General features: G+C 54.9%; 9 protein-coding genes and 1 CRISPR repeat array. Of the genes, 8 read left to right on the forward strand and 1 reads right to left on the reverse strand.

The genetic code is table 11. From position 1 onward, the window contains the following. Positions 1–12: 12 nt before the first annotated feature. From IPQ00_15755 to IPQ00_15790, 8 genes are all read left to right on the forward strand, one after another. Entirely contained in the window at positions 13–1215 is a 1203-nt protein-coding gene (locus IPQ00_15755) for a PQQ-dependent sugar dehydrogenase (GenBank protein MBL0242019.1), read from the forward strand. Positions 1216–1293: 78 nt separating this feature from the next. Then, complete coding sequence (locus IPQ00_15760; protein MBL0242020.1) at positions 1294–2310, forward strand: abhydrolase domain-containing 18; 1017 nt, start codon at positions 1294–1296, stop codon at positions 2308–2310. 75 nt (positions 2311–2385) lie between these two features. Continuing rightward, a complete protein-coding gene (locus IPQ00_15765; protein MBL0242021.1) occupies positions 2386–3348 on the forward strand; it encodes a sigma-70 family RNA polymerase sigma factor in 963 nt (320 codons plus the stop codon). A 140-nt stretch (positions 3349–3488) separates the two neighbouring features. Beyond that, on the forward strand, positions 3489–4616 hold the full coding sequence (locus tag IPQ00_15770) for a hypothetical protein (protein MBL0242022.1): 1128 nt from the start codon (positions 3489–3491) through the stop codon (positions 4614–4616). Between the two features lie 38 nt (positions 4617–4654). Then, complete coding sequence (locus IPQ00_15775) at positions 4655–6550, forward strand: PQQ-binding-like beta-propeller repeat protein (GenBank protein ID MBL0242023.1); 1896 nt, start codon at positions 4655–4657, stop codon at positions 6548–6550. 88 nt (positions 6551–6638) lie between these two features. Continuing rightward, a complete protein-coding gene (locus IPQ00_15780; GenBank protein MBL0242024.1) occupies positions 6639–7994 on the forward strand; it encodes a M28 family metallopeptidase in 1356 nt (451 codons plus the stop codon). Between the two features lie 132 nt (positions 7995–8126). Beyond that, positions 8127–9824: a DNA/RNA non-specific endonuclease gene (locus tag IPQ00_15785; protein ID MBL0242025.1), complete on the forward strand. Its 1698-nt coding sequence runs from the start codon at positions 8127–8129 to the stop codon at positions 9822–9824. Continuing rightward, positions 9824–11815: a hypothetical protein gene (locus IPQ00_15790; GenBank protein MBL0242026.1), complete on the forward strand. Its 1992-nt coding sequence runs from the start codon at positions 9824–9826 to the stop codon at positions 11813–11815. The genes IPQ00_15785 and IPQ00_15790 overlap by 1 nt, the downstream gene beginning before the upstream one ends. Here IPQ00_15790 and IPQ00_15795 read toward each other — a convergent pair. Next, on the reverse strand, positions 11779–12429 hold the full coding sequence (locus IPQ00_15795; GenBank protein ID MBL0242027.1) for a class I SAM-dependent methyltransferase: 651 nt from the start codon (positions 12427–12429) through the stop codon (positions 11779–11781). The genes IPQ00_15790 and IPQ00_15795 overlap by 37 nt on opposite strands. A 347-nt stretch (positions 12430–12776) precedes the next feature. Next, positions 12777–13409: direct repeats of the CRISPR family, unit length 36 nt; unit sequence GTTGTGAGTTGTGACGATTCTCTTATCTGCTAAAAT. Positions 13410–13551: the final 142 nt, after the last annotated feature.

The raw sequence follows: 13551 nt of genomic DNA on the forward strand, positions 1-13551 counted from the left end.
AATACCACGAAACTGATGAAAATACTACCGCTTTTGTTGACACTTCTGATCTCAGCTACCGTTTTTGGCCAGCCCAAACTTGTTCCGACGCGAGTCACACTTAAGAACGGCAAGTCGTTTACGCTCAATCTGGCCGAGGGATTTGAGATCATCCCTGCGGCCGAGGGACTCAAGCGCGTACGCTTTTTTGCAAAAGCACCGGACGGCCGCATCTTTGTCACGGATATGTACAACCTCACGGACAATAAACGCGGTACCGTGTACATTTTGGATGGTTGGGACGCGGCAAAGGGCAAATTCTCCAAAGTCATTCCGTATATGACCGGCTTGCACAATCCGAACAGCGTCCAGTTTTACCGCGACAGCGACGGCCAGGAATGGATCTATCTGGCCGAAACAGAAAAGCTGACGCGGCGCAAATTTACACGCGGCGAGATCCGGCCTACCGACACAAGGCCGCAGACGCTCGCGACCTTTCCGGACTACGGTTTGAGTTACAAGTACGGCGGTTGGCATCTGACGCGGACGATCTCGTTCTCGCCGGACGGCAAGCTTTACGTCTCGGTCGGGTCAAGCTGCAATGCCTGCGTCGAAAAAGAAAAGATCCGGGCGAGCATCGTCGAGATGAATCCGGACGGCACGGACCAACGCGAATTTGCACGCGGCCTGCGCAACGCGGTCGGACTGCGGGCGATCGGTAAATTTGTGTTTGCGACCAATCAGGGCTCGGACCATCTCGGGCTGCAAAAGCCGGACGAGACATTTTACGCTCTAAAGCAGGGTTCGGATTATGGCTGGCCGTACTGCCATTCGTCGGGCGGTAAGATATTTGCCGATCCCGGTTTCAAACGGCCGGGCCAGTGCTCTAACGTAACGGCGCCTTACGCGTATTTCCCGGCGCGTTCGTCCGCACTCGGGTTCGATTATTTTGATGACGCCGATACTGTGGCTTCGATCAAGGACGCCTTTCTGGTCTCGCTCCACGGATCGACGAATAAGGCGATCGGCCACGGCTATAAGGTTGTAATAATGCGAAAAGGCGAGCGGCTGCAGGATTTTATGAACGGATTTTTGCAGCGGGGCAAGGTCAACGGCAGGCCGTGCGACATTATGAAACTCGATGCCAACGCATTCTTAATGACGGACGATTTTTCGGGGATCGTTTACCTCGTGCGTAAAAAGGGTACGGTTACCGAGATCGTGGAGGACGTCTAGAACGTCGCTGAAAAATCGCCCTTTCAGCTAGTCGGCGGTATCAATCGGTGTCGGTCTGTGATTAAATTTTTGTAGATTATGCTCAAACGCTATATGCACAAACGCGAGCGGTATCACGCGTTTCTCGAAGATAACCGCGTCGTGCATCCGTTTGAATGGGGGACGGAGTACATCACCGACGATGCCGGCGGCCGCGACTCGCGCGAGCTGTTCAGCGAGTTTTCGAAATACACGATCGAACACAGCGAAGATTTTTTCTGCTCGCCCGAGATCAGCGATTTTCGATTGGACGGCGACGATCTGACCTGGACGAGCGGTATAAGAACGCTATCGCCCGAGAACAACACGGTCTACGCCAAATATTTCCCAAACCAATCACACGACAAGAAAGCCGCCGTGCTCGTGCTGCCGCACTGGAATGCCAAGGCCGGGACGTATTTCGACCTCTGCAAAATATTTAACCGGTTGGGTTTTTCGGCATTGCGAATGACGCTGCCCTACCACGAGCAGCGGATGCCGCCCGAACTCGAACGTGCCGATTATCTCGTGGCTCCAAATGTCGGACGGACACTCCAGAGCCTGCGACAGTCCGTCGTCGATACGCGTTCGGCCGTGCGTTGGCTTAAGTCTCAGGGTTACGAAAAGATCGGCCTCGTCGGCACCAGCATCGGTTCGTGCGTCGGCTTTTTTGCCTTTGCACACGATATGCAGATCGATACGGCCGTCTTTAATCACGTTTCGGGCTACGTCGCCGATGTCGTTTGGGAGGGCCTGTCGACCTATCACGTCAAAGAGGGCATCGGCGACAACGTCGGTCTTGACGAGCTTCGCGAATATTGGCTGCCGATCTCGCCGATGGCGTATATGGACCGACTGTCAAAACTGCCGCCGCGGCCGCAGCGATATATCTATACGCTCTACGATCTGAGCTTTCCGGTCGATCTCTCACGCGATACGATGGCTGCCCTTCGCCGCCACAAGATCAAACACAGCAAAGCCGCGATCCCCTGCGGCCACTATACTCTCGGCGAAAAGCCCTGGGTGTACTACGACGGCTATAAGATCGTGTCCTTCCTAAGAAAGCACCTTAAATAGATCCTCAAATCCGCCAAACAACTCCAATTCTTCGAACTTACATCCAATTGATGTTAAAATTCAGTCATCTTTTGAATGAGTCTGATCGCCGAGAAGCACAAAAATACGGTAAGCGAAGCGATAGAGCACTTGATCTCTCGTGCCGAGAACGCGCGTGGGCTTGAGGGATCGGATATTGCCGGACGCGTCGAGGCTACGCTCGAGAAATATCTGCTTCGCGACTCGCCGAACGCTGCCCACACGGATATCGAGGAGTTCGTACACGATATTCGGGCCGACGACCTGTGTCTGATAGTGGCGTGCGAACGCGGTGATGAAAGGGCTTGGGAAGATCTGGTGGCAAATTTTGACCCGACCGTAAAATCGGCGGCTCGTAGAATATCGTCGAACAATGACGACGCTGAGGATCTGGCGAGTTCGATCTGGGCCGAACTTTACGGCCTGAGGATAGGGGCGGACGGCAAAAAGAAGAGTAAGCTCGCATATTACTCCGGACGTGGCAGTCTGGCCGGATGGTTGCGGGCGGTCGTCTCGCAGCTTGCGGTCGATGAATTTCGCAAGCAGTCAAAGTTTGTACAGATCGAAGAAGACCGCGAGTTTGAAAATCTCGCCAACGAGGCCGCCGGCCGCGACAACAATCATTTCGCGTCGCGCGGCGAAAATCCTGAGGTTTTGTTCAGCGACGGCGAAAGCGGTGCGGACGTTGCGGACGCTCTGGCCGCTGCGATCGCCGGACTCGAGGCCGAGGATCGCCTGATCCTGAAAATGTATTATTTTGACAGCCTAAAGCTAAAGGACATCGCGGCGACATTCGGCTACCACGAGGCGACCGCCAGCCGTAAACTGACACGGGTGCAGTCCGACATCCGAAAGGGCGTCGAACGCGAACTCAGATCGAGACACGGTTGGACCGACGGCGAGGTCAAGCGCCACCTTAGCGACACAGCCGCAAGCCTCGGCGTGAATCTCGAGACGATGTTCGCCGCTCTGCTCGTTTTGGCTCTGATGCAAGATATATGGATCGGCGGCGTTCTATAGTTGGGTTACGAAAACCTCACCACAGGGGCGTCGGGGTTTGAGGCAAGATGGATATGAATTGCAGGATGTCAGTCATGAACATTAAATCAAGTCGGTCTGTCTCTGCATTCTCCGTGGCTTCTGTGGTGAAAATTTACTAGATGGAACTTGAATTCGACAAAGAAATAGACGCGATACTGCGAAAAGCGCGGAGCGGTACGAGTGCGGCGGCGACGTCCGCGGACTCGTCGCACCTTGACGCCGACTCGATCGCTGCATTTGTCGAAAACGCTCTGCCGCAAGCGTCCAAACTGCTCTATATGGAGCATATCGCCGATTGCGACCGTTGCCGCCGGATTCTGTCACAGACCGTTACGCTTGATCGCGACGAGTCCTCAGATATTGCTGCCGCCATTACGCCGCCGATCGAGCAACCGATCGCCGAAACGGTTTTGCCGTGGTACAAACGGTTCTTTAACACGCCCGAAATGGCAATGACGTTGGGGGCTTTGGTACTGGCATTCTCCGGCTTACTGGGTTACATCGTGATGCAAAACACGGATAGTGCGGCGAAGCCGGAACTATCTCGCGCCACCGAACAACAACCCACACAGGGCGGGCCGTTTTACGGCGGCGAAGCAGATTACCCAAGTGCAAACAAGGCCGCGGCGGTCTCGGATACCGCGAATGTCGTAGCCGCAAATTCGGCCTCAGGTGCAATGCCGATGAATACTGCCGCAAACACTGCGGCAAACTCAAGCGGCCTGATCGATGCACCGAGTGGCAGTGCCGCCGGGAACCGAGCAGTAAGTGCAGCAAAACCCGAAGCGTCAGCGGACGACAAGTCAATCGCCGCCTCGCCGCCGCCGCCCGCCCCGATCACTAGCCAACCGCCGACGAGCGAAAGTGATGCAAAATCGGACGGCGGATCACCAAAAGCAAAAGAACAGAACGCAAGACTCGCCGCAACATCGACCGATGAGCGTATGGCCCGCGACGCCGCACCGCCGGCCAAAAAGAACACGGCCGTCCGCTCGGGCCCGTCAAACGCTCAGGCCCAGACTCAAAACGTCATCACCGAAAGCTCGCTACGTTCGGTGGGCGGCAAGTCGTTCGATCGCCGGGGCGGCGTTTGGTATGACCTCGCCTACAAGGGCCAATCGACCAAAAAGGTGACTCGCGGGTCAAATGACTACCGAAAGCTCGATGGCGGACTCCGCAATATAGGTGATTCCCTGGACGGTACGCTCGTCGTAGTGTGGAAAGAAAAGGCGTATCGTATCCAATAGTTCTTCGATTTCAACGCAGCCGGCGTTAATATAATCGTATGAGAGTATTTGCTTTACTTTTGTGCGTTTTTTGCATTAGTAGCTCCGCTACGGTCGCTCAGTCCGTGTGGCAAACCCCGCTTGACTCAAATATTCGATTTTATCAAACGACAGATCTCGGGATCGTGATCGCCGGAACGGAAAAAAGCCTTTACGCCATCGACGGTACGACGGGCGAGCGTCTATGGCGGCGGTCAACCGGTAAGATCGGCGAAACTGCCGTTACCGCGATCCCCGACACCGACGTTATTTTGTTTACACAGGACGTTGGCAGCAAATCGCGGCTCGAGGCGGTCGATATCGTGTCGGGCTCTCGTCTGTGGCTGAGCGATAAGGTAAAGGGCGATGTGATGCAACTCGCCGTCGATCCAGAGAACGACCTGATCGCCGTGGTCTTGGTCAAGGACGCAAAGGGCAATGCCGGCGAGACGCTCAAGCGAAAGCCGGTCATTCACGTAATGCAGCTCTCGACGGGCGACGAACTATGGAAACGCGAACTCGATGGCGCGATCGAGATGATGCCCGCCCGCTTTGCCGAGAATCTCGGCGAGATCGCTTTTACACTCGACAATTACCGCGCACCCTTGATGATCGACGGTCGCCTGTTCTTGTTTTATGACGGAGCGACGTCCTGTGACGCTCGGTCCGGCAAGGAGAAAGAACGCGAAAAATTCAGAATAAACGAAGACGGCCTCGCCCTGACCGAGGCTGACCCGATCGTTGACGACGTCCACGTTTACGTCTCGGGCCGCGGTCGTGTGCGGGCCGTTAATCGGCGGAGCGGCGAGGTCGATTGGAAGGCCGATGACCTCGGCATCAGTGCCGAGATGGCGCAGGTCGGCAATATTCTATATGTCCGTACCGGCGGGCAATTTACGCGGCTCAAGGACGGCGAGATCCAGGAGAAAGGCCCGTTCGGCGTCTCGGCGATCGACACGCGAAACGGCAAGACGCTCTGGCGTTTTAAGGGAGCGGACAAAGGGCTGACTAATTTTGTTTTCTCCGACGCCTCGACGATCTTGATCGCCGACAAGGATGACCTGATCACGCTGGATGCCAAAACCGGCAAACCCCGATCAAAACGTGAGCACAAGGTCGAAAAAGCGCAGTTCGTGTTAGTCAATGAGAGCGGACAGGCCGTCGTCGGCGGCCGTGATCAGATCGCCGCTTTTCGCGTTGGTGAGAAAAAAGGCACGGAAATATGGCGTGTTCGTCACAAGGCTCCGGACCGCGGCGTGCTGAAGATCGTCGCGGGCGTAGCACTGCGGGCGGCGGCGATATATTTCCGTTACGGCGGACTGGCGACGTCGGCCATCGGACTGGCACGAAGCGGTTTGAGCTTTGCAACGGCGGTCAATTCGTTTCGCGTGTCGGGATTGAAGACGCGATTCGGTTCATTTGATCTCTCAACGCTGGCCGGCAACTCGGTTAGAAACTATGTCACGCGCCGCATTTACGCATACGGTTCGCTTGGGCGCACGCCGGGACTCTTGAGCGGAATGTCGGGGTTACAGGTGTCGCTGCCAAATGCGACCGACCTTCGCGGCCGTGTCATCGGCAGGGCGATCGACCGTGTGACGCCGTCGCGGGCGGAGGTGCAGGACAGCATCTTTGACCGTGTCGACCCCGTCCGACAGATCGAGCGATTGTCCGACTTTCTGCTTAGGCGAAAGAGCCTTGCCGAACTGCGGTCAAATCATATGTATTTCTACACCGATCTGCCCAAGCCATTTGATCGCAAGGGCCTCGTCGGCGTAAATATTCATAACGGAATTGACGCGAGATTTGCGCTCGTCGCCGATCCGGACCCGCAGTTTGTAACGGACGAAACCGCCGGGCTACTCTATTCCGCCAGCGGCAGCCGTTTGCAGGCATTCGATATTTTGAACCGTTAAGAAAATTCACCGGAGATGCACACAGACCCATTGATCTATCCGTATCGATCCGTGTTAATCTGTGGTTAATTTTCGCTTAAATACTAAGATTATGAGATCAAGATTGTTCGTTTTTGCCGCCGTTATTCTTTGCTTTTCGATCACTCAGGTCGCTGCGCAAAAAAATAAACCAAACCCCGAGATCACCAAGATGGTCAAGGAGGTCTCGGCCAAGAATATCGAGGCGACGATCCGCAAGCTCGTCTCATTTGGCACGCGCAATACGCTGTCTGAGCAGGACAGCCCGACACGCGGCGTCGGTGCGGCGCGTGACTGGTTGTTTGCTGAGTTTCAAAAGATCAGCGCCGATTGCGGCGGATGTCTCGATGTGCAAAAGCAGGCGTTCGTGCAGCCCAAGGCCAATCGAGTGTCCGAACCGACGACGCTGACCAACGTATTTGCCGTGCTCAAGGGCACGACCGACCCGACCCGCATTTACGTCGTGTCAGGCCATTATGATTCGATGTGCGGTTCGCCGACCGATGCAAAATGCGATGCCCCCGGCGCGAACGATGACGCTTCGGGTACGGCGGTTTCGCTCGAACTTGCACGCGTTATGTCCAAGCAGAAGTACGACGCGACGATCGTCTTTATGGCCGTCCCCGGCGAAGAGCAAGGCCTGCTCGGGGCGACTTATTACGCCGAACAGGCAAAATTGAACAAGACGAATATCGACGCGATGTTTACCAATGACATCGTTGGCGGCGCGATCACGCAGAAAGGCTCGATCAACCGCAACAAGGTCCGTGTCTTTAGCGAGGGCGTGCCGTCGAGCGAGACCGAGCAGCAGGCGAACACGCGCCGCAGTGTCGGCGGCGAGAACGACTCGGCATCGCGTCAGTTGGCACGATTTATCAAGGAACAATCGTCGCGGTATCTTAAGAATTTTGGCGTAATGATGATCTATCGGCGCGACCGCTACCTGCGCGGCGGCGATCACATCCCGTTTGTCGAACGAGGTTTTACCGCCGTCCGCATTACGGAATCTGACGAGGACTATACCCATCAGCACCAAAATGTCCGCACCGAGAATGGCGTCTTTTACGGCGACACGCCCGAATTTGTTGACTTTGAGTACACTGCCAATGTCGCAAGGGTCAATCTGATCGCACTTGCCAGCCTCGCTCTGGCACCGGCTAAGCCCGCCAATGTCGGCATCGTCACCAGCAAATTAACCAACGATACGGAGCTCAAATGGGACGCCAATACCGACGCCGATCTCGCCGGTTACGAGGTCGTCTGGCGCGATACGACTGCGGCCGAGTGGACCAATTCCATCTTCGTCGGCAACGTGCTGACGTACGCTGCCAAGGGTATGTCCAAGGACAATTACTTTTTCGGCGTGCGTGCGGTCGATAAGGCCGGAAACAAAAGCCCTGTCGTTTATCCGCGGCCGATGAGGTAAAGGCCCGAAAACGTGTCTGAAATTAAGATTTCACGCAACGCCAACGGTTCATTCCACCGTCGAATTGTGGTATAAATTGAGTTTACGTTTTAATTTGCCGATCCCGCCCGGTGTATTAACAAGGAATAATTAATGAAGAAGTATCTATTGGGTTTATTCGTATTGTCGCTCGCCGTTGCGGGAGTTTTCGTTTCGTACAAAACCACTGCGGAATCGGTCACGGTAATGCCGTCGCCGAACATCGTTATCAGCCAACTCCAACCGGGTACAACGGCAGTACCGAATGACGAGTTTATCGAGCTACACAATATCGGAGCGGCGCCCGTCGATCTCAATGGATACACGCTGGTCTATCGTTCATCGTCGGGCTCGAACGATGTCGGCCCGATGGCGGCGTGGAATCAGTCGACGATCGTTCTGCCGGGACAATATTACCTGGTAGCATCGACGTCCTATACGGGAACAGCGACGCCGGATCTGACGTACAATCCGACGACCTGCTCGTGCTCACTTTCGGCGACCGCGGGCGGTATGGCGATCCGACAGGGTGCGGTCAACTCCGGTGCTGTCATCGACGCGATCGGTTGGGGAGCGGCGAGCAATATCTTTTTTGAAAATACGCGGACTGCCGCCCCGGGCAGCGGTAACAGTCAGGCGAGGCTCAATCAGGGCTGTCAGGACACCGACAACAACGCAAATGATTTTGCCGTTCAGGTGTCTTCCGGTCGTAATATGGCGACACCGCTATTCGCCTGTAGCGGCGGCGGCACGACGCTCTTTGCGGCTCTGACCGCTAATCCGGCGACGGTCATTCCGGGCGGATCGACCCTGTTGACCGTCACGGTCATTCCGGCGACAACGCCGCCGAGTACGGGCATAACCGTGGTCGGTAACCTCACGGCGATCGGCGGATCAGCCACCCAGACGTTTTATGACGACGGCACCAATGGCGACGAGACGTCCGGCGACAACATCTATTCGGTATTCGCATCTATCCCGGTCGATGCGACGGGCGGCGTCAAGGTCGTCACCGCTCTTGCATCGGATGCAGAAGCCCGTACCGTTTCGCTTACCCAAAATATCACCGTCAGTGCACCGCTGCCGGACGAAGATCCGCTCATCTTTGGCAATCCGAGCAACGCAACCGGCAGTATCGCCAACGAGACCAACTATCTGATGCAGAAGCCGCAGTATTCGCTCTCGTATCATCGGACAAACGGTCGTCCGAACTGGGTCGCGTGGCGGCTCGACAGTTCGTGGATCGGGGGAGCATCGCGACAGGACGATTACCGTGCAGATCCCGCATTGCCGGCGGGTTGGTATCAGGTCCAGGACAATGATTATTCGGGGTCCGGTTACGACCGCGGCCATATGTGCCCGTCGGGCGACCGCACGCGTTCGATCGCGGACAATTCGGCGACGTTCCTGATGACCAATTTCGTACCGCAACTCGGTGCCAACAATCAGGGCCCTTGGAATGATTTTGAAAATTATTGCAGAACGCTGGCATCACAGGGCAACGAGATCTACATCATAACCGGGCCGTCGGGGAATATCGGCACGATCGCCGCGGGCCACGTCGTAATTCCGGCCGTCACTTGGAAAGTAGTGCTGGTGCTGCCAAATGGATCCAACGACCTTTCACGCGTATCGCGTGCGACGCGGGCATTTGGCATCATTGTTTCAAATCAGCCGCCGATCACGAGCACCGCGTGGCGCAATTACCGCGTTACGGTCGATCAGGTCGAAAATCTGACGGGATATAATTTCTTTTCAAATATCCCGAAGATCACGCAGGAACTTATTGAACGCAAACGAGATAAGCAGTAATGAAATACAATAGACCGGGCACCGCCCGCATCAATGTGATCCTAGGCGCCGCCATTATTTTGGCTGGCGCCTTTTCCGCATTCGGCCAAAAGGAATTTGCGATCTCGCTGATCCAGGGCGACAAGAATATGTCCGCGTACGAGGGCCAGGTCGTCAAGGCCTCGGGCATCGTGACCGCACGGACACGGACCGGATTTTTCCTGCAGACGCCGGATGACAAGGTCGACTCAAACCCGAATACCTCCGAGGGCATATTTGTCTATACCAAGACTGAGCCCGAAGCAGATGCGGCCATCGGCAGTATGATCGTCGTGTCGGGCAAGGTCGAGGAGTTTCGCCCGCGGACCGAGCCTGCCAGCTTGCCGGTCACCGAACTATCGATGTTGAAGGGCCGCGACCTGATCCAGGTGCTGTCCAAAGCCAATCCGCTGCCCAAGCCGATCGCTCTGACGATCAATGATTTTAAGATCAACTCGATCGACCAGCTCGAAAAGTTTGAGGGAATGCGGGTTTCCGTTGCGGAGATGACCGTCGTCGCCCCGACCGGCGGACGCGTCGACAACAAGACGAACTCGGTCGAATCGAACGGCACCTTTTACGGCATCGTCAAGGGCCTTGCTAAGCCCTTTCGCGAACCCGGATTCGAGCTTTATGATTTTCTGTTTCTGACGGATAAAGAAAAAGCAGATTTTAAGAAAAACTATCCGGCAATAAAGTTCAACGACTCAAATCCGGAACGCTTGCGGGTCGAGACGACGGCCCAAACGGTTACCAAGGAAGCCGATCTCGGTTCCGATGCGAAAGCGATCGGTGTTACGGCTGGTGTTCGGTCATCGGCCCGCCCGATCGAGGTGCCGGCACTGACCGAGCTCAAAAACGTCGTCGGCGTGATGCACTACGGTTACCGAACGTACACGATCCTGACCGACGTCGAGGCTCGCCCGGGCGTCTCGAGCTATATCAAGCAGGTCAATCTGCCGCCGGTCGCCCCGCGTCAGTTCTCGGTCGCAGGGATGAACCTCGAAAACTTTTTTGACGACATCGATGATCCGGGCATAAAAGAGGATATCGTCACCACCGAGTCGTTTAACAAACGGATGAAAAAGATCTCGCTCGGCGTGCGCAATATTATGCAGTCGCCGGACGTGATCGGCGTGACCGAGGCCGAAAACCTCGCCGCCCTCAAGCGTCTGGCCGAAAAGATAAATGCCGACACCGAGGCTGCCGGTAAGCCAAATCCGAAATACGAGGCGTATCTCATCGACGGCAATGACGGCCGCGGGATCGACTCGGGCTTTTTGGTCAAATCGTCGCGGATCACCGTCATCGAGACCAAACAACTCGGCAAAGAAGATAAGTTTGACAACACTAGTACGTCGGATGAGGCATTTCTCAACGATCGTCCGCCGCTGATGCTACGGGCGTCGATGATGGACGACAAGACCAAGCAGCCGTTCGAGTTTACGGCGGTCATCAACCATCTCAAGTCATTTCTCGGTTACAACGACCCGAAACGGATGGATGGTGTCCGTACCAAAAAACGCCTGCAGGCTGAGTTTTTGGCAAAGCTCGTCCAGCAGCGGCAGACCGCCAACCCGCAGGAAAAGATCATCCTGATGGGCGACTTTAACGCGTACCAATTCAATGACGGTATCGTCGATGTCATCGGAACTATCAAGGGCAAGCCCGCGGTGAAAGGTGAGGTGATGAATCCGTCCGAGGATTTCGTCAATCCCGATATGATCGACCTTGTCGATCTGATCAGCGTCGACCAACGATACTCATATCGCTATGACGGCAACGGCCAGGTGCTCGATCACATCTTGATCAGCAACTCGCTCCAAAACTACATAATGGGATTTGGTTACGCCCGTATGAACGCCGATTTTCCGGAAAGTTACCGGATGGACGACACACGTGCCGAGCGATTCTCAGATCACGACGCCGCAGTCGCCTATTTCTCAATAGACGCCGCCACCGTCAAGCCGTGATCGCCGGCGGGCTTGATCAGCACCCACGTCGTCATACAGCGTAGATTCTCAACATTGGTGGTCTTGATCGGCTCCAGAAAGTCGCCGCCGAGGCTCAGGGTGCAGTCCCTGAGCATCTGCTCATCGACAATAAATCGCTCTGTGCCGTCCGGCATCAGATAGCGCCCGTTGGCCGTGGGGACAAGCAGGTCCTCGATCCCGATCGAGGATGCGAGCCGAGCAAAAAATATCCCGCCGGGTTTGAGCTTACTCCACATTTCAGCCAGCATTTGGTCAAATTGGCTGCGATCCTTGGCAAAATGCAAAACCGCGTTGCAGATGATCCGGTCGAAACTCTCATCCGGAAACGGGATCGATTCGAGCGTGGCTTGCCGGAAATTATCAGGCGATAGTGCGGGCGCCAGATCCTTGGCCAGGTTTCGGACGTCGCAAACCGCACCCTCGTTAATATCGACCGCCGAGACGTCAAATCCGTTCCGCATCAGCCACACGACGTTTCGCCCTCCGCCGCAACCCGCGTCGAGGACCTTCATCCCCGGCGTAAATCTACCCTTTTGGATCTGGTCAAAGAGATATATGTCGATGTCGCCAAAGGCTTCTCGGATATTTAGCATCGTGTCGCCCGCTCGTTTATCGAAATTTTATCAGAGAATCAAATGAATTTCGATGCGATCCCGCTAATCACGGTTCCCAAATTACGCCCCTGCCTACTTCTTAATAGATGCCGCAACCGTCTGGCCGTGACGGACTTCAACCGATTTAGGTTTCGGACGCACGGCGTTTCGTCGTGCCTCGCGGATCGTGGGACGCAGTATTTTTGCGTCCCACGATCCGCGAGTTGTGACGATTCTCTTATCTGCTAAAATGCCGAGGTTCACGATGTTCGCCACGTACTGGTTGTGAGTTGTGACGATTCTCTTATCTGCTAAAATAGCCGAGAAACTAAAGAAGACAAGAGACGGTTGTGAGTTGTGACGATTCTCTTATCTGCTAAAATTATTCGGCCTCGGCAAAAAGCTCGGGATGGTTGTGAGTTGTGACGATTCTCTTATCTGCTAAAATTGCCTGGCTGACGAATCCGGCAACTTCACGGTTGTGAGTTGTGACGATTCTCTTATCTGCTAAAATGGCACCACCGACGCCTCCGATGTTTTGTAGTTGTGAGTTGTGACGATTCTCTTATCTGCTAAAATCACGATCATCGAATGGATGGTCGAGCATAAGTTGTGAGTTGTGACGATTCTCTTATCTGCTAAAATTTCGGCAAGGTCCGCCCAACCTAGTGCCCGTTGTGAGTTGTGACGATTCTCTTATCTGCTAAAATGCCCACGCCACGCGGCCCGGCGTCTCTTCGGTTGTGAGTTGTGACGATTCTCTTATCTGCTAAAATCTGAATAATGACGCCGCCGCGATCGGGCGGGTTGTGAGTTGTGACGATTCTCTTATCTGCTAAAATAAATATCGTTTCTGCGTCAAGCACCCGTCCATTCGTTGTGAGTTGTGACGATTCTCTTATCTGCTAAAATTCGAACCAGTCAAGGACTTGAGTGGAACACGGGTTGTGAGTTGTGACGATTCTCTTATCTGCTAAAATCTCGACTGGCAGCAGACGACGATCGACCTGTTGTGAGTTGTGACGATTCTCTTATCTGCTAAAATTTCTAAACTGTTGTGAGTTGTGACGATTCTCTTATCTGCTAAAATCAGTGACCAGGGTTACTAATCAGTAACCAGTT

Source organism: Chloracidobacterium sp. (assembly GCA_016720705.1).
In the GTDB taxonomy this organism is placed as follows: Bacteria; Acidobacteriota; Blastocatellia; order Pyrinomonadales; family Pyrinomonadaceae; genus OLB17.